The 18281-nt window shown below is 69.5% G+C and carries 9 protein-coding genes and 3 tRNA genes; 4 read left to right on the forward strand and 8 right to left on the reverse strand.

The features are described from left to right. Window positions 1-16: 16 nt before the first annotated feature. A complete protein-coding gene (locus FNH21_RS13070; protein WP_152816362.1) occupies window positions 17-553 on the forward strand; it encodes a SixA phosphatase family protein in 537 nt (178 codons plus the stop codon). 9 nt (window positions 554-562) lie between these two features. On the opposite strand, the gene FNH21_RS13075 is transcribed toward FNH21_RS13070, so the two are convergent. After that, a complete protein-coding gene (locus tag FNH21_RS13075) occupies window positions 563-1981 on the reverse strand; it encodes a dihydrolipoyl dehydrogenase family protein (protein ID WP_152816364.1) in 1419 nt (472 codons plus the stop codon). 91 nt (window positions 1982-2072) lie between these two features. Continuing rightward, window positions 2073-2148, reverse strand: a tRNA-Arg gene (locus FNH21_RS13080). A gap of 291 nt (window positions 2149-2439) precedes the next feature. Between FNH21_RS13080 and FNH21_RS13085 the strand changes: the two genes are divergently transcribed. Continuing rightward, a complete protein-coding gene (locus FNH21_RS13085) occupies window positions 2440-4317 on the forward strand; it encodes a phosphoenolpyruvate carboxykinase (GTP) (protein WP_152816366.1) in 1878 nt (625 codons plus the stop codon). A gap of 131 nt (window positions 4318-4448) precedes the next feature. Here FNH21_RS13085 and FNH21_RS13090 read toward each other — a convergent pair whose 3' ends face one another. Next, the gene (locus tag FNH21_RS13090) at window positions 4449-5855 is read right to left on the reverse strand and encodes a phosphomannomutase/phosphoglucomutase (protein ID WP_338403278.1); all 1407 of its coding nucleotides are present in this window, start codon (window positions 5853-5855) and stop codon (window positions 4449-4451) included. Window positions 5856-5949: 94 nt separating this feature from the next. Between FNH21_RS13090 and FNH21_RS13095 the strand changes: the two genes are divergently transcribed. Continuing rightward, on the forward strand, window positions 5950-8064 hold the full coding sequence (locus FNH21_RS13095; protein ID WP_152816368.1) for a RecQ family ATP-dependent DNA helicase: 2115 nt from the start codon (window positions 5950-5952) through the stop codon (window positions 8062-8064). Between the two features lie 46 nt (window positions 8065-8110). On the opposite strand, the gene FNH21_RS13100 is transcribed toward FNH21_RS13095, so the two are convergent. Next, window positions 8111-8198 (reverse strand) — tRNA-Ser (locus FNH21_RS13100). Between the two features lie 119 nt (window positions 8199-8317). Then, window positions 8318-10414: a prolyl oligopeptidase family serine peptidase gene (locus FNH21_RS13105; protein WP_152816370.1), complete on the reverse strand. Its 2097-nt coding sequence runs from the start codon at window positions 10412-10414 to the stop codon at window positions 8318-8320. Between the two features lie 90 nt (window positions 10415-10504). Here FNH21_RS13105 and FNH21_RS13110 point away from each other — a divergent pair, with 90 nt between their 5' ends. Then, entirely contained in the window at window positions 10505-12556 is a 2052-nt protein-coding gene (locus FNH21_RS13110; RefSeq protein ID WP_191931956.1) for an FAD/NAD(P)-binding protein, read from the forward strand. 142 nt (window positions 12557-12698) lie between these two features. Here FNH21_RS13110 and FNH21_RS13115 read toward each other — a convergent pair whose 3' ends face one another. From FNH21_RS13115 to FNH21_RS13125, 3 genes are all read right to left on the reverse strand, one after another. Continuing rightward, window positions 12699-17219 carry an ExeM/NucH family extracellular endonuclease gene (locus FNH21_RS13115; protein ID WP_152816372.1) on the reverse strand — a complete coding sequence of 1507 codons (4521 nt, stop codon included), beginning with the start codon at window positions 17217-17219 and terminating at the stop codon, window positions 12699-12701. 219 nt (window positions 17220-17438) lie between these two features. Beyond that, complete coding sequence (locus FNH21_RS13120; RefSeq protein ID WP_152816374.1) at window positions 17439-17969, reverse strand: septum formation family protein; 531 nt, start codon at window positions 17967-17969, stop codon at window positions 17439-17441. A gap of 164 nt (window positions 17970-18133) precedes the next feature. Then, window positions 18134-18221: transfer RNA gene (locus tag FNH21_RS13125), tRNA-Ser, on the reverse strand. Window positions 18222-18281 lie beyond the last annotated feature (60 nt).

The following is an 18281-nucleotide window of genomic DNA, read 5'->3' on the forward strand; positions in this document are numbered from 1 at the left end:
GCCATAGACTGCGGGAATGGCCTCCCACCACCTGAAGAAGCTCATGCTCCTGCGCCATGCGAAGGCCGAGTTCCAGGAGGGCGTGTCCGACCACGAGCGTTCCCTGAGTTCTCGCGGCCACGCTGATGCGCCCCTGATCGGCCGGTGGATGGTCGAGCACGACTCCGTCCCGGACTCCATCCTCGTCTCCTCCGCGCTGCGGACACGGCAGACCTGCACCTGGATCTGCAAGGAGCTGGGGGACAGGGCTCCGACACCGAAGCTCGAGGACGAGCTGTACGCGGCCCGTCCGTCCGAGATGCTCGCGCTCATCAACCACGTGCCGCCGACCGTCACCAGCCTGCTCGTGATCGCCCACAACCCGGGCGTCCAGGAACTCGCCATGCGCCTGGCCTCCGTGAACTCGGACGAGCGTGCCGTGATGGACCTGGCCACGGACTACCCGACGGCGGGCCTCACCGTGCTGACGTACGACGGCGAGTGGGCCGAGCTCGACGGGCGCGACGCCGACGTGACGGACTTCGTGGTCCGGCGGGCCTCCACCCTCCGCTAGCGCCGGCGGCTACATCCCGTACTTCTCGAGCAGCCGGAGCCAGACCTCGCTCACGGTCGGGTAGGCGGGGACGGCGTGCCACAGGCGGTGCAGCGGTACTTCACCCACGACGGCGATCGTCGCCGAGTGCAACAGTTCCGAGACCTCCGGGCCGGCGAAGGTCACGCCGACCAGGACCTTGCTGTCCTCGTCGACGACGATCTGCGCCCAGCCCGAGTAGTCGTCGCCGTGCAGCGACGATCCGGCGACGGCGATCGGCAGGGAGGTCTCCGACGCGTTGACGCCGTCCTTCCGGGCCTGCTCGAGCGTGCGGCCGACCATCGCGATCTCGGGATCGGTGAAGACCACCTGGGGGACGGCGACGTCGTCGGCCGTCGCGGCGTAGGGGCTCCAGTCCTCGGCGGTCGCGCCGAGCGTGCCCGCGGCGCGGGCCGCGATCGCGTCCCCGGTCATCCGGGCCTCGTACTTGCCCTGGTGCGTCAGCTGCACCCTCCCGCCGGCGTCGCCGACGGCGTAGAGCCAGCCCCCGGCGTCAGGCACCAGGCCCGTGGCGTCGCCACGGATCTTCTTCGGTTCGAGTCCGAGTTCCTCTAGCCCCAGCCCCGTGGTGTGGGGGTGGCGTCCGGTGGAGACGAGAAGGCGTTCGGCGGTGACGGTGCCGCCGTCCCCGACGTCCAGCACGAACATCCCGTCCACCTTCCGCACGGCATTCGTCGCGGTATCGGTCAGGACGGCGATGCCCTCGCCGCGGAGGGCTGTGAGCACGAGCCCGGACGCCTCCGCGGGATAGGTGCCGAGGATGCCGCTCCGGGCGATCACCGTCACCTCGGCCCCGAGGCGGGCATAGGCCTGGGCCAGTTCGACCCCCGCGACACCGCCGCCGAGGACCGCGAGGCTCGCAGGAACCGTCTCGGCCGACGTCGCCTCCCGCGTGGTCCAGTAGTCGAGATCCGCCAGCCCTTCGATGGGAGGGATGGTCGGCGTCGATCCTGTCGCGAGGACGACGGCGTGCGCCGCGCGGTACCGGCTCTCCGACCCGTCCTTGTGGCGGATGCTCACTTCGCGTTCGCCGGTGACGGTGGCCCAGCCGCGCTCGAGCGCGATGCCGGCAGAAGCGACCCACTCCTCCTGCGACGCGTCGTCCCAGCCGGAGGTGAAGGACGTGCGACGGGCGAGGACCTGCTGCGGATCGATGGTGCCGGTGACGGCCTCACGCGCACCGGCGACGGCGCGGGCCGCATTCAGGACCGTACCCGGGCGGAGAAGGGCCTTGGAGGGCATGCAGGCCCAGTAGGAGCATTCGCCGCCCACGAGATCGGACTCGACCAGCACTGCGGTGAGGCCTTTCTGCACCACCCGCCCCGCGACGTTCTCGCCCACTGCGCCGGCGCCGATGATGATGACATCCGTGGTCTTCGATTCGCTCATAGGCAGAGCTTTCCACCGACCCGGCGGGTGGGCAACCACATGAAGAAGGCCCCGACCTGAGCCGGGGCCTTCCTGTGGTCCGTCAGAACCGTGGTGCGCGCGAAGGGATTCGAACCCCCAACCTTCTGATCCGTAGTCAGATGCTCTATCCGTTGAGCTACGCACGCATCCGTAGGTCGCCGATTCGCGCTGCGAATCCGTCCTACGAGCGGGCCGTTTGGCCGTAGACAACTTTAGCGTGGATCGTGCGTGACGCCTAATCAGTCTGCTCGTTCATCTGCGACTAGACCGGTCTACGTGACCTTCGTCACAGACCGGGGGAGCGTAAGCGCTCGACATCATTGATGCTGCGCGGATCGAGCCCAGCGTACTCCCGATGTTTCGCGCATCCGCCCCGGATCGGAAACACGGCGCCCCTAGCATCGGTACACATCGAGCACCCGACGAAGGGAAGATCCATGGGCGATCCCGTACGGCAGTCCGCATCCGGCATCACGACCACCGAGGACGGCGCCCGGCGCGCGTCCGAGCCAGGAGCGGCACCGACGACCCACCCGGGCCTCCTCGCCTGGGTCCAGGAGGTCCGGGAACTGACCCAGCCCGCCGACGTGGTCTGGGTCGACGGCTCCGAGGCGGAGAACACGCGGCTGACCGACGAGCTCGTCGACGCAGGCACCTTCGTCCGGCTGAACCCCGAGACCTTTCCCAACTCCTTCGCCGCGTTCTCGGATCCCAAGGACGTTGCACGCGTGGAGGAGCAGACCTTCATCTGCTCAACGGACGAGCGGGAAGCCGGATTCACGAACAACTGGATGGATCCCGGGGAGATGAAGGTCAAGCTCACCGGCCTGTTCACCGGGTCGATGCGCGGGCGCACCATGTATGTCATCCCCTTCGTCATGGGACACCTCGACGCCGAGGACCCGAAGTTCGGGGTCGAGATCACCGACAGCGCCTACGTGGTCACCTCGATGCGCATCATGGCCACCATCGGGACCGCCGTCCTGGACCGCATGACGGAGCTGCACGCGCCCTTCGTGCCCGCGCTGCACTCGCTCGGCGCCCCGCTCGAGCCCGGCCAGGCCGACGTGCCGTGGCCGTGCAACGAGGAGAAGTGGATCGTGCACTTCCCCGAGGAACGTTCCATCTGGTCCTACGGCTCCGGATACGGCGGCAATGCCCTGCTCGGCAAGAAGTGCTACGCCCTGCGGATCGCATCCGTCATGGCGCGGGACGAGGGCTGGCTCGCCGAGCACATGCTGATCCTCAAGCTCACCTCGCCGCAGGACAAGACCTACTACCTCTCGGCAGCCTTCCCGTCGGCCTGCGGCAAGACCAACCTCGCCCTGCTCGATCCCACGATCGACGGCTGGAAGGTCGAGACCCTCGGCGACGACATCACCTGGATGCGCTTCGGCAAGGAGGGCGAGCTGCGGGCGGTCAATCCCGAGGCCGGCCTCTTCGGCGTCGCGCCCGGCACCGGCTGGCACACCAACCCGAACGCGATGCGTGCGATCGCCAAGGGCAACTCGGTGTTCACGAACGTGGCGCTCACCGACGACGGCGGCGTCTGGTGGGAGGGCATGACGGAGGAGGTGCCCGAGCACCTCACCGACTGGCAGGGCCGTGACTGGACCGCCGGGATGGACCATCCCGCCGCGCACCCGAACGCCCGGTTCTGCACGCCGATCGACCAGATCGACATGCTCGCCGAGGAGTTCAACCGGCCCGACGGCGTCGAGCTCTCCGCGATCCTCTTCGGCGGGCGCCGGAAGACGACCGTCCCCCTCGTCACCCAGTCCCGCAGCTGGGCCAACGGGATCTTCATGGGTTCCACCCTCTCGTCCGAGACGACGGCCGCAGCCGCCGGCGAGATCGGGCGCGTGCGGCGCGACCCGATGGCGATGCTCCCGTTCATCGGGTACGACGCCGGTGACTACCTGCGCCACTGGCTCACCCTCAGCGCCGGCGCGGACCAGGCTCGCCTGCCGAAGATCTTCCTCGTCAACTGGTTCCGGCGGACGGCGTCCGGCGGCTTCGCCTGGCCGGGCTTCGGCGACAACTCCCGCGTCCTCAAGTGGGTCGTCGAGCGGCTCGAGGGCACGGCGGATGCCGTCGAGACGCCCATCGGGTACGTCCCCACGGGCGACGCGCTGGACGTGAGCGGGCTCGACATGACGCCTGCGGAGGTCGAGGCGGCCGTGCATGTCGACGCCGTCGAGTGGGCCGAGGAACTCGAGGGGATCGGGCAGTGGTACGACCGCTTCGGGGAGTCCCTGCCCCCCGAGCTCAGGGGCCAGCTCGACGAGCTCAAGCAGCGCTTCAGCAACGCCTGACGGTCCCTCGCAGGAGAGGCCCCTTCCGATGGAAGGGGCCTCTCGTCGTCGGTGCCGTCGGCGGTTCCGTCGTCGGTGCCGTCATGGGTGGTGCCGACTGTGCTGCAGGTTGTGGTGCCGGTGGCGCTCCGCTAGTCGCGGATCACGGCGAGGACGCGCTGCACCAGGTCCTCGAGGGTCTGCGGGTCCACCGCCTCGGCGTTCAGGCGGAGGTACGGCTCGGTGTTCGAGGGGCGCAGGTTGAACCACCAGTCACCGTGGTCGGGCGTGAAGGTGAGGCCGTCGAGGTCGTCCACCACCACGCCGTCCTGCTCGAACTCGGTGCGGGCGCGCGCGATGGACGCCTGGAGGTCGGCGACCTTCGAGTTCACCTCGCCGGAGGAGAAGTAGGGCTCGTACTCGCGGCCGAGCTCCGACAGCGGGCCGTCCTGCTCGCCGAGCGCGGCCAGGACGTGCATGGCCGCGAGCATGCCCGTGTCCGCGTTCCAGAAGTCGCGGAAGTAGTAGTGCGCCGAGTGCTCGCCACCGAACACCGCGCCCTCCTTCGCCATGACAGCCTTGATGAACGAGTGGCCCACACGGGTGCGGACGGGGCGGCCGCCGTCGGTCCGGATCAGTTCCGGTACCGCGCGTGAGGTGATGAGGTTGTGGATGATCACCGGCTCGGCCTCGCCGGCCGCCTGCGCGCGGGCGATCTCGCGGCGGGCGACCATCGCCGTGATGGCGCTCGGTGAGACCGGCCGGCCCAGCTCGTCGATGATGAAGCAGCGGTCGGCGTCGCCGTCGAACGCGATCCCGATGTCCGCGCCGTGCTCCACGACGGCGGCCTGCAGGTCACGAAGGTTCTCCGGCTCCAGCGGGTTGGCTGGGTGGTTGGGGAACGAGCCGTCGAGCTCGAAGTACAGGGGCACGATCTCGAAGGGCAGGGCCGGCAGCAGGCGGTCGCCGAGCACCGCGGGAGTGGTCAGGCCGGCCATGCCGTTGCCGGCGTCGACGACGATCTTGAGCGGGCGCGACGACGAGAGGTCCACCTGCCCTCGCAGGAAGCGCGAGTACTCCTCGAGGACGTCACGGACGCTGGTCTCGCCCTGGACCTCCACCGCCGGGATGCTGCCATCGGCGAGGTAGCGCTCCGCGCGCTCCTGCACGTCGGCGAGGCCGGTCTCGGAAGACACCGGGACGGCGCCGGGTCGCGTCATCTTCATGCCGTTGTACTCGGCCGGGTTGTGGCTGGCCGTGAAGGTCACGCCGGCGGCGTCGAGCGTCCCGCTCGCGTAGTAGAGCTCGTCGGTGGAGATGAGATCGAGGAAGAGGACGTTCGCGCCGCGGCGCGTGGCTCCCTCGGAGAAGGCCTTCGAGAATTCGGGCGACGACGGGCGCATGTCGCCTCCGACCAGGATGGTCTCGCCCGCGAGGTCCAGGGAATCCACGAAGGCTGCTCCGACGGCCCGGACGGAGTCGACGGTGATGGTCTCGCCGACGATCCCGCGCACGTCATAGGCCTTGAAGGATGCAGAGAGGTCGAGGAGTGTAATCACGCTTGGAAGTGTATCGGGTGGTGTCAGGACGCCCGTTGCCCACATGGCGGGGGAGCCCGGGGCGAGTGGGGGAGGTGGCTGGGATACTGGGGGCATGTCGCCCACCACCACCCTGAACGAGCAAGCAACCGCCATCCTGCACACCCTCGTCGGCTCGCCCGAGGCACGGTTCCACGACGGACAGTTCGAGGCCATCGAGGCGCTCGTCGAGAGCGGTCGGCGCGCGCTCGTGGTGCAGCGGACCGGATGGGGCAAGTCCGCGGTGTACTTCGTGGCGAGCCTGCTGCTGCGATCGAGGGGGGCCGGCCCGACGCTCATCGTCTCGCCCCTGCTCGCACTGATGCGGGACCAGGTGGCCGCTGCTGCACGCGCCGGTGTACGTGCCGTGGCCATCAACTCGGCGAACCAGACCGAGTGGCAGGACATCACGGCGAAGCTCCAGGCGGACGAGGTGGATGTCCTGCTGGTCTCGCCCGAGCGCCTGAACAACCCGTCGTTCCGGGAGCTGTACCTGCCCGAACTGATGCGGCGGACGGGTCTGCTCGTGATCGACGAGGCCCACTGCATCTCCGACTGGGGGCATGACTTCCGCCCCGACTACCGCAGGCTCCGCGACCTCATCATGGGACTGCCGCAGGGCGTCCCCGTCCTCGCGACCACCGCCACGGCCAACTCCCGGGTGGTGGAGGACGTCGAGGAGCAGCTCGGTGCCGGCGGTACCGACGTCTTCACCCTGCGCGGCGAGCTCGCACGGAAGTCCCTCCGGCTCGGGGTCCTCCGGTTGCCGAGCCCGCGCTCGCGCCTCGCCTGGCTCCTCACACACCTGTCCGACCTGCCGGGCAGCGGCATCATCTACGCGCTCACGGTGTCCGCCGCCGAGGACACCGCCCGCCTCCTGAGGGAGAACGGCCACGCGGTCCGGGCCTACACCGGACGCACCGACCCCGCCGACCGGGAGGCGGCCGAGGCGGCACTGAAGAACAACGAGGTCAAGGCGCTCGTCGCCACGAGCGCGCTCGGCATGGGATTCGACAAGCCGGATCTCGGCTTCGTGGTGCACCTCGGCGCGCCGTCGTCGCCGGTCGCCTACTACCAGCAGGTGGGCCGCGCCGGCCGCGGGACGCCCAACGCCGACGTCCTCCTGCTGCCGGGGGCCGAGGACCGCGACATCTGGGAGTACTTCGCCACCGCCTCCATGCCGTCCGAGGACGCGGCCGTCCGGGTGCTCGACGCCCTGGAGCCCGGCGTCGTCCTGTCCACGCCGGCGCTCGAGACGCGCGTGAACCTGAAGCGCTCGCCCCTCGAACTCCTGCTCAAGGTGCTCGACGTCGACGGCGCCGTCCGCAAGGTCACGGGCGGATGGGAGAGCACCGGTACGCCGTGGACGTACGACGCCGACCGGTACCGGCGCATCAGCGAGGCGCGCGTCGTGGAGCAGCGGGCCATGCTCGACTACGAGAACACCAGCGGGTGCCGCATGGAGTTCCTGTCGAGGTCGCTGGACGACCCGGCGGCCACGGCCTGCGGGCGCTGCGACAACTGCGCCGGGCCCTGGTACTCGGACGAGGTGGCCCATGAGGCCTCGGACTCCGCGAACCAGGCCCTCAGCCGCGTCGGCGTCGAGCTGGAGCCGAGAGGCCAGTGGCCGAGCGGCATGGACAAGCTCGGCGTACCGCTCAAGGGGAAACTCAAGCCCGGCGAGACGAGCCTCCCCGGCAGGGCCCTGGCGCGCCTGACGGATCTCGGCTGGGGCAACAGGCTGCGGGAACTCATGGCGGACTCCACGGCGGACGCACCGCTGGATCCTGCCGTCGTCGAGGCCGTGGTGCGGGTGCTGGCGCAGTGGGGCTGGGCCGAGCGGCCGGTCGCCGTCGCGAGCGTCCCGTCGCGTCGGCGTCCGCAGCTCATCGGCTCCCTGGCGACGGCACTCGCCGAGGTGGGACGCATCCCCTACCTCGGGCAGCTGACCACGCCCCACGGCTTCCCGCAGGGACAGCCGGGTGGCAACAGCGCCTTCCGCCTCGCCCAGGTGTGGGACCACTTCGCCATTCCCGAGGAGGGTGCGGCCTGGTTCGCGGCGAATCCCGGGCCGGTGCTGCTCGTCGACGACTTCGCCGACAGCCGCTGGACCATCACCGAGGCCGGCCGGGCGCTCCGCGCGGCCGGCGCCGAAGGCGTGCTGCCGTTCGCGCTCGCCCTGAAGGCGTAGACGGCCGGACAGCGAAAAAGCCCCCGTTCGCACGGGGGCTTTCCAGCGGAGACGGGGGGATTTGAACCCCCGGTAGGCTTTAGGCCCACACTTCATTAGCAGTGAAGCCCATTCGGCCGCTCTGGCACGTCTCCATCGGCTATCTCTAGCCTCCCAAGGTTACCCAGAAGGGGTCGGCAAGAGCAAAACCGCCGGTCTGGCGTCGGTTGCGGCCCTCGAGGGCCGCTCGAAGCGACCCCGTCCTGGCCATCCCTCAGAGGAAGCCCGTCAGCGCCCGCCACAGGAACTCGAAGCTCAGGGCGTGCATCCGGGCCGCCTGGCGGTTGTCGGCGGCGCCGGCGTGACCGCCCTCGAGCGCTTCGTGGAACCAGACGTCCCCGATTCCCATCTCCTTCATCCTCGCGGCCATCTTGCGCGCCTGCACCGGACCCACGCGGTCGTCGCTCGTCGCCGTCCAGATGAGCGTCTTCGGGTACTCGACGTCGTCTCGCAGGAGGTGGTACGGCGAGAAGGTCCGCACGTACTCCCACTCCTCGGGCTTGTCCGGATCGCCGTACTCCGCGATCCACGAGTAGCCCGCGGAGAGCTTCGAGTAGCGCCGCATGTCCAGTAGAGGGACGCCGCAGGAGATGGCACCGAACAGCTGGGGATAGGTGGTGAGCATGTTGCCGACCAGCAGCCCGCCGTTGCTCCGGCCGGTGCAGCCCAGCAGGGCGGGCCGGGTCACCCCGCGCTCCACGAGGTCGGCCGCGATGGCCGCGAAGTCCTCGTAGGCCCGGTGGCGGTCGGCGTGGAGGGCGGCGTGGTGCCACCGCGGTCCGTATTCGCCACCGCCGCGGATGTTCGCCAGCACGTAGACACCGTGTCGTCCCTCGGGCGTCGTCCGCTCGAGCCATCCCCGCCCGATGACGCCGCTGTAGGCGGGCGTCATGGAGTGCTCGAAGCCGCCGTACCCGGACAGCAGCGTGGGATTGTTGCCGTCGAGCCGGAGGCCATGTGTGGCGATCTGGAAGTAGGGCACGCGCGTGCCGTCGCTCGAGACCGCGAAATGCTGCTCGACCGTGAAGAGGTCCTCGTCGAAGGAGGACGGAGAGGCCTTCACCACCGAGTGGCCTCCTCCGATCGTGCCCCTGTACAGGGTCGACGGCGTCAGGAACCCGGTCGCGATGAGCCAGTAGTCGTCACCCGCCAGATCGTCCTCGTCGTCGACGGCGTAGGCGTCCACGGAGTGGAGCGGCGGACAGGCATCCAGCAGCTCCGCCTTCCAGCCGTCCGACGGGTCGAGGATACGGATCTCCGACGAGACGTCGTGCAGGAGGTTGAGCAGCAGGTGGTTGCGGGTCCAGCTCCAGGACTGCAGGGACGTGGTGGCATCCGGCTCGAAGACCACCTCGAAGGAGCGGTCGCCGTCGAGGAAGGCCCGCAACCCGATGACGAGCAGCGCACCCCCACCGAACGTGGTGCCCTCGACCGCCCAGTCGGAGCGGGGGCGAACCACCAGCCACTCGCGGTGCAGCGAGATGGAGGCGTCCTCCGGCACCTCGATCAGCCGCCAGACTCCGTCCTCCCGGAGATAGCTGCGGCGGGTGTAGAAGTCGAGGGTGTCCACGGCGAGGTCCCGCTCGAAGCCCGGGGTCGGATCGTGCAGCACCAGGGCCACCATGTGGTCCTCGTCCACCTCGAAGTACGGCTCGGCCGTCGAGAGGTCCCCGCCACGGGTGAGGATCCGCACGGTGCGCGGGTAGGAACTGGAGGTCATGGAGCCGGGGCCGAAGTCCGTACCGACGTAGAGGGCATCAGGGCCCGCCCAGCTGATGCGGCTCTTCGCCGTCGGGACGTCGAAGCCGCCCTCGACGAAGGAGCGGCTGCCGAGGTCGAATTCACGGTAGCGGGCCGCGTCCCCACCATCGGGTGAGACGACCACGAGGACCCTCTGGTGCGGTCTGCCCTCCTCGGGACGCAGGAACAGGGCGCCCGACCACACCCATTCCGTCCGTTCAGCCGCACTCAGGGCATCGACGTCGAGGAGGACGTCCCAGTCCGGGGCCGCCGAGGTGTAGCTGTCCCAGGTGGTGCGACGCCAGACGCCCTGACGGTGTTCGGCGTCCCGCCAGAAGTTGTAGTAGAAGTCGCCGTGCTTCCCGGCCATCGGGATCCGGTCGGTGGAGTCGAGGACCTCCAGGATGCGCTGCTCGCTGTCCTCGAACCCCGGCGTGACGAGGGCCTGCTCGGTCACTGCGTTCTCGCCGCGGACCCAGGCCAGCTGCCTCTCCCCGTAGATGTCCTCGAGCCAGAGGAATGGATCATCGGTGGTCTCTGTGGTCGCGGACGACTCCGTGGGCTGCGTCATGCGCCCATCCTATGCAGGCCTCCGGAGGGGTGGCCGTCGCGGGCGACGGGTACGGCGGGCTCGGCCGGACGCGTTGGATACTCTTGACGCGTGGACAACAGGGAGGCGCGGCAGGTGGCCGTCATCGGCGGCGGGCCCCGCGGCACGTCGGTGGTGGAGCGGCTCGTCGCGGGTCACCGGCATCGAGGTGAAGCTGCTCCGGACCTCGTCATCCACGTCGTCGAGCCCCACGAACCGGGGCCCGGCCACATCTGGCGCACGGACCAGTCCCGGCTGTTCCTCATGAACACCCCCTGCCTGTACCCGACCGTGGTGCCCGTCGGCGATGCCGCGGACCGGATGGCGGCGCCGCCCGTGGCACTGTCCTTCGATGCGTGGCGCAGGCGCGTCGTGGACGGGCTGATCGGTGGCCTGACCGTCGACGATCGCACGGAGTGCACGACGCTCACCTCCAGCGGCTTCCCCAGCCGGGCCCTTTACGGCCGGTACCTCACCTGGGTGTTCGGCGAGGTGGTGCGCCTCGCGCCTTCCGGAGTCTCGATCGTCCATCACCGCAAGGAGGCGGTCAGCCTCGACCGGGCAGACCGGGCAGACCGTGCAGACCGTGCAGACCGGGCAGACCGGGCAGACCGTGCAGCCGGGCAGGGGTGGGACATCGGGCTCGACGACGGCCAGGTCCTCCGGGCCGACGACGTGGTGCTCGCCGTCGGGCATCTCCCAGCGACCCTGACACCCGAGCAGGAGAAGCTCCAGGACGCGGCAGCCAGGCACGGTCTCCAGTACTGGCCGCCCGCCGTACCCGCAGACGTGGCGTGGAACCGGCTGCCCGCCGGCAAGACCGTCCTGATCCGGGGCCTGGGGCTCAACTTCTTCGACGCCATGATCCAGGTGACGGAGGGCAGGGGCGGCCGTTTCTCGAGCGCCGGGGACGGCCGGCTCGAGTACACGCCGTCCGGCAAGGAACCGCGCCTCGTGGCCGCCTCCCGCCGGGGCGTGCCCTACCGGGCCAAGGCGTCCCTCGAGTCCTACATCCCTCGGAGCGTCCGGCTGAGGTTCTGCACCGTGGAACGCGTCCTGGCCTTCCGCCGGTCGGGTATCCAGCCGGGCTTCGATCACGATCTCTGGCCCCTGCTGCATCGCGACACCCTCTGGGCGTACTACTCGACACTCTGCCGCACGGAACCGCACTGCCTGACGAGTACGCCCGACGTGCTGCTCGGCGAGCTCGACGCGGCGCTGAATCTCGAGGGCCCGGCGTGGGAGGCCGCGGCTGCGGCGGCGATCGGCGCGCTCGTTCCGGCGGACCGACGCATCGACGTCGAGAGCCTCGCGCATCCCTTCGCGGGACGCCGGTTCGACGACGGCGAGGAATTCTCCGCGGCGGTCCTGGCGTACCTCGACGAGGATGCTGCGGGCTCGGCCAGGGGCGAGGACGATCCCCTCAAGATGGCGATCGGTGCCATGAACGCGGGCCGGTCGGTGATCAAGGAGGTCGTGGCCGACGGCGGGATCTCCGGTGCGTCGTGGAATGCGGAGCTGCGCGGCTGGTTCGAGCCCCTCGTGGAGGGGCTGGCGAGCGGGCCACCGCCGCTGCGGATCGCGCAGCTTGCGGCGCTGGTGCGTGCGGGGATCGTCCGCTTCGTGGGGCCGAACCCGGCTTTCGGCTTCGACCCGGACGAAGGGCTGTTCCGTGCGGCCTCGCCCTGGGTGAGGAGGGAGGCGTTCACCGCCCGCTACCTCGTCGAGGCGATGATGCCGGCGAACCGCGTGTCCACGAGTCTCTCCCCGCTGATGCGGGACCTCCTTGCGAAGGGCACCGTGCGTCCACGCACCTTCATGGCGGAGGACGGCGTCCCGGTGACCTCCGCCGGACTCGATGTCACCGCACCGCCCTACCGGGCCGTGGACAACACGGGACGGGAGCAGGGATCCCTGTTCGTGATCGGGCTGCAGCTGGCATCGGTCCAATGGGGTACGGCCATCGCGGCCGAGGCCGGAGCCCCGCTCGGAGCGGGAGCCAGGACGCTCCTGGATGCCGATGCGATCGCCGCTGCCATCACTTCTGCTGCCACTTCTGCTGCCACTTCTGCTGCCACTGCCGCGGCAGTCCATACCTCGAGCAGGGCATCCACCTCCTCCTGAGCCGAGCCCACCACCTGACCAGCGGAGCTGCGACGGGCCGGACCCCGGTTCAGTGTTTCCCGTGACACAGGGGAGGGACCCCCACCGTGGCGGTGGAGGTCCCTCTCATCCTTCGGCACGACCGGAGTCGCGGTTGAGCGTGTCAGGCGGGCTTGCCCGGCTTCTCCGGCTTGATCGGCTTGCCCGGCTTGACGGGCTTTTCCGGCTTCTCGGGCTTACCGGGCTTCTCCGGCTTGCCGGGCTTCTCGGGCTTGCCCGGCTTGACGGGGACCTCGGGCTCGGCGACAGCTTCCACCGTCACCGGCAGGGTGACGGTCGTACCGCTCGGTGCTGCGGTCAGGATGATGCGGCCCTGGCCGCCGGCCGCCGCCGGGATGGTCAGGTCGACCGTGGCGCTCCCTCCGGTGACAGGGAAGGTGCCGAGCTCGGTGCTCGTCCCGTCCGCTGCCACGTAGCTCGCAGCGAGCGTGGTGTTGATCGGGCTGCCCAGCGAGGTGAGGTCCAGCTTCGAGACGGCGAAGGAGACGGCTGTGCCGGCCTTCACCGTGGTCGGAGCTCCCTGGACCTGGACGCTGCGGCGATCGAATGATGGCGACAGCGGACTGTTGGCACGGATGTAGTCGATCCAGGCATCGCGGTCCACCAGGCCCGACTCACGCGTGTCGGCTCCCTCGCGGAAGGCGGTGAAGTTGTCGCCGCCCTGTGCAAGGAAGCTGAAGGTACCGATGCGGTAGTCCTTCGCCGGGTCGAGCGGCTGTCCGTCGACGAGGACCGAGGTGATCCGCGAGCCGCGTGCAAGAGCCGGATCGTAGGTCACGCTCACGTTGTCCGAGAGGCCGAGGGCCAGGAAGGAGCGTGAACTACCCTCCGGCTGCCACTGCTGCTCGAGGACGGCCTTGAACTCCGCGCCCGTGAGCGTGGTGGTCCAGAGGTCGTTGACGAAGGGCAGGACCGCGTTGGCCTCTGCGAAGGTCACGACCCCGTCCGGTGCGAAGTAGAGCTCATTGCGGAGTCCGCCGGGGTTGACGACGCCGATCTGCGCTCCGCCGCGTTCGGCGGGTGAGAGGCTCGCGCGGAGTGAGTTGGCCACGAGGTTGCCCAGCGTGGACTCGGAGGTGCGGTCGTCACGCGTGGTGCCCGTGAACGCCGTCGTGATGTCCTGGGTGACCGAGCCGACCGGCTGGTTGCCGATGATCGCCGCCTGGGCGAGCGCCGCGTCGACGATGGTCTTGACCTCGGCGACCCTCGGGAAGGTACTGACGAGGGTGGCGTCGGTGTCGGTGGTGCGCGCGACGTTCCGGGCGGTGTAGGACTGCACGTCTCCCGTGGCCGTGTCCACCGTCAGGGTGACCTGGCCGATGAACTCACCGTAGGATCCGGTCTGCAGGATGGGGCGTGTCGTGCCGGCCGCACCGGGGACCGGTGCGTCCCACGCGTACTGCTTGTGGGTGTGGCCGGTGAAGATCGCGTCCACGAGCGGTGTGGTCTCGTTCACGATGCGGGCGAAGGCGCCTCCCGCAGCGATCTCCTCCTCGATGGTCGCACCCTCGACGACACCGTCACCGGCGCCCTCGTGGTACTCGGCGACGATGACGTCCGCGAGATCCTGCTCCTCGATCTGCGAAGCGACGCGGTTCACCGCCGCCACGGGATCGCCGAAGTCGACGTTCTCGATGCCGCCCGGGCTGACGAGGGTCGCCGTCTCCTCGGTGACGACGCCGATCACGGCGACATCGATGCCGTTGACGTCGATGATCGTGTATTCGTCGAGCGCGGGATCGGTGGTGCCCTTGGCGTAGACGTTCGCGCCGAGGTAGGGGAACTCCGCGGAGTCGCTGACGCGACCGGCGAGGTCGTCGAAGCCCTTGTCGAACTCGTGGTTGCCCATGGCCGAGGCCTCGAGGCCCAGGACGTCCAGGACGTCCAGGGTGGGCTCGTCGTCCTGCAGGGACGAGGCGAAGAGGGAAGCGCCGATGTTGTCACCTGCGGACAGGAACGCGGTGCTGTCCTCGCCGAACTCGGCGCGGAGCTTCTCGACAGTGCCCGCGAACCGCACCGTGTTGGCATCGATGCGGCCGTGGAAGTCGTTGATGTTCAGGAGGTTGACGTCCGTGGTCGTGTCCGCGGGGGCGAGGTCGAATCCGACGATCACGGGATCGTGGTCGCTGGCGCGGTACGGATCCGCCACGTAGTAGTCGGTGACGTTGTTGTTGAACCGGCTGTACTCCAGCGCGACGGACTCCACCGAGTTGATGTTCCAGGTGTCCACGCCGGAGACCGTGGCATCGACGGTGGGAGAGGCCAGGATGTGGTCGAGCGAGCCGCTCAGGCCGGAGAAGACGTAGGAGTAGTTCCCGTCCTTCTCGCCCTGGTTGACGTAGCCCGCCTCGTAGAGGACCTGCATGGGGTCCTCCTGCGTGTACGAGTTGAAGTCGCCCGTGAGGAACACACGGTCGGTCTTCGCCGTGGCCTTCACCGAGTCCGCGAAGGCCACGAGGGCGCGCGCCTGGGTGACGCGAGCCGCGTTCCAGGCGCCCTGGCCGTCACCGCTGTCGGCGTTCGCGCCCGAACTGGGTCCGGAGCCCTTCGACTTGAAGTGGTTGACGATCGCGAGGAACGTCTCGGCGTCGGAACCGCCGACGGGCTTGAAGGCCTGGGCGAGGGGCTTCCGCGCATTCGAGAACGCGACGTCGTCATCGAGGATGACGGATTCGCCGACCGGCTCCGTGACGGCCTTCTTGTAGATGAGGGCGGTCCGGATGACGTCCTCGTCCGCCAGGGCCGGGACGGCCGCAGGGGAGCGGACGTAGTCCCACGTGCCCGGCGCCTTCTCGTTCAGTGCCTCCACGAGGGTGGCCAGCGCGGCGTCGCGGTCCTTGCCGAACTTGGCGGAGTTCTCGATCTCCATGAGGGTCACGACGTCGGCGTCGAGGGCGGTGATGGCCGCGACGATCTTCGCCTCCTGACGCTCGAAGTTCTCCTTGTCCGCCGCACCACGGGCGTCGCAGCCGCCGTTGATGGTGATCGGGTTGCCGGCGCGGTCGGTGAAGAAGGTGCAGCCGGCGAGGTCGTCACCGGTGGTGGGAAAGTAGTTGAGGACGTTGAAGGACGCGATCTTCACGTCACCACCGACCTCGGCCGGTGCCGTGGGGCGCTCGCCCGTGAACTGCACGGGCTGGACGCCACCGGGGTTGGCGCCGTCGAGCTCGGCGAGAGGCTGGAACTTCCAGGCGCTGTTGCGGTAGTCGAGGACCACGGGCGAGGTGAACTGCGCGGTGGAGCCCACGCGGACGGACTGCGCGGTGGTGAGGTACGGAAGCACCTTTCCGCGGTTCGCCTGCGCGAAGAAATTCGTCGACGCGCCGTCGTCGAGCCGGATGCCGCGTGCCGCGTTGTCGGCGATGACCGCCGCGTTCTCGGGCGTACCGGGACGGGCGACATCCGTCGGCTGGAGGAGGCGCTCCGTACCGGCGGCGAGGGTGACCTCGCCGTACTGGTTGAGCGTGTAGTTGTCGGCGACCGTGAAGGTGTCGCCGGGCTGGAGGAGCATGCCCTCGACTGCCTCACGCGCCGCCTCCGTGGCAGGCAGTGCGATGGCGGAGGCCTTGGGCTCCTCGGCCGCTTCGGTGAGCTCGGTGGTGCCGCCGGCGGCGACGGTGATCTGCGTCAGGCCCGCGAATTCACCGGCGGTACCGGTGACCTCCACGTAGTCACCCACGGCGACGGACGCGACCGTCGCGGGGGAGTAGACGAAGACGGCGTCCGAGGCGGTCTGGTCGGCTGTCGCCGAGCTTCCCGGGGTCTGGAGGTAGAACCCGGCGAACCCGCCCGTGGGGTACGCCGCGGTGACCTTGCCGCGTGTGGTGACGGTCTGGCCGGAGAGCGGCGTCGCGCTGCCCGTTCCCTGGATGTCCCGGATGGGCGTGACGACGCCCGGTGTCGGTGTCGGTGTCGGGGTCGGGGTCGGGGTCGGCGTCGGCGTGGGGGTCGGGCCGCCCGGGGTGGCGGCGCTGTTGGTCGGCGTGGCCTCCTGGAGGGTGAAGTCGGCGCCGTTGACATCCGTGTCGGAGGACGCGGTGCGCGCGGTGGACCTGGTGCTGCCGGAACCGGGCGTGGTGGCGACCGAGCCCTCGAAGGCGTTCGCGCTGCCGTAGCCGAGCGCGTCGACGACGCCGGGTGTCCCGACGATGCTGCCGGACGGCAGGGCGCCGACGGTGGCGGCCTGGTTCGACAGGACGATCACGCCGCCGGGTGCTCCGACGTTGAGGCCCGGGGCGGTGAGGTCTGGAGTGGGGAGTGCTGCTCCGGCCGTGCCGTTGCTGCCTCCCTGGACCAGGAAGTAGCCCTTCGCCGGGATGGTGCCCCGGAGTGCGGTGGCCGTAGGGGCGGCGGTGGACGTCGCTCCGCGGTACTGCAGCGACCAGCCGTCGAGGCTGACCGGCGCGTCGGTCGGGTTGTAGAGCTCGACGAACTTGTTGGTGAACGGCGTCCCTGCGGACCCGCCCGAGACAAAGGCCTCGTTGATGACGACGCCGTCTCCTGTGACGGACGCGGTGGCCGGCGGTGTCTCCACCGCATTGGCCGGCAGTGCGATCATCGGCGAGGCCATGAGCCCTACCGACAGCGCCGCACCGAGCGCTCCCTTCCATGACGAATTACCCATTCGTTCGTACTCTCCTTGACGATGGCCATGACGGCCGCGAGTGAAGCCCGCCGACCCGCTGGAGGGGTGGGCGCGTTGGCATGTGCACCATATGTGACGCAGGTGACATTCCTATCCCCGGGAGAAGCCAACCAGAACATCGTTAACAACGGGTTACCAAAAAGCCAGTGGCCCCGGAAGAACGGGTGCCACTGGCGGTGATCCGTGGACGAATAGGGCCTATCGGCCGGCGTTCTCGAGCGAACCGGTCACAGGGGTCTCTCCGGCTTCGGCGACGAAGCAGAGGATCTCGCGATCCTCCGCGGTATTCCAGCTGTCCTCGACGGGGTAGAAGTAGAGCAGCTCGAGCACGGAAGCGTCGTACTCCACGCCCACGAATGCCGTGAACTCGCCGGCGCAGAACTCGCCGGCCGCGGTGTTCGCGGCGGCCTCGCCGGGGTAGTCGCCGTCGGGCATGGTACTGCTCGCGAAGGTCTCGAACGTGTGCGGCTCCGCGCAGGGCAGGACGGTGATGTCGGAGACGTCGGTCAGGCCCGGGTCGTCGATGCAGTCGCCCACGGCGATGGAGAACGCGTCCGTCTCGGCCTCGGCGGTGACCGCGCCCTGGGCGTCCCGCTCCGGCCCCGGGGTCGGGAGGAGGCTGCACCCTGTGGACGCCATCAGGGCCAGGAGCGCGACGCCGACAACCCCACGCCTGCCGGCCCCGACACTCCGGCGCACGTCCGTTCCCCTGATGTTCCCAGTACGCATCGAGACCCCGTCGTCAGCCGCGTCCACCGCGGCACGGCTGTTGCTCCTCGGGACAGTACAGGACCGCGACGGACCGCACCACGGTCCGGGCGGACCGCCGGACGCGGGCCCGGCACGTCGACCACGAGAAGAGGAGGCCCCGCGCTGCGGAGCCTCCTCGGGAGCGGAAGGTAAGGGATTCGAACCCTTGAGACGGGGTGACCGCCCACTGGTTTTCAAGACCAGCTCCTTCGGCCGCTCGGACAACCTTCCCGCCGATAGTGTTTCACGAAAGGGCGTGGGACGCCCAACCATCGAGGGACGGGAGAGGCG

This window comes from Arthrobacter bussei (genome assembly GCF_009377195.2).
In the GTDB taxonomy this organism is placed as follows: Bacteria; Actinomycetota; Actinomycetes; order Actinomycetales; family Micrococcaceae; genus Arthrobacter_D; species Arthrobacter_D bussei.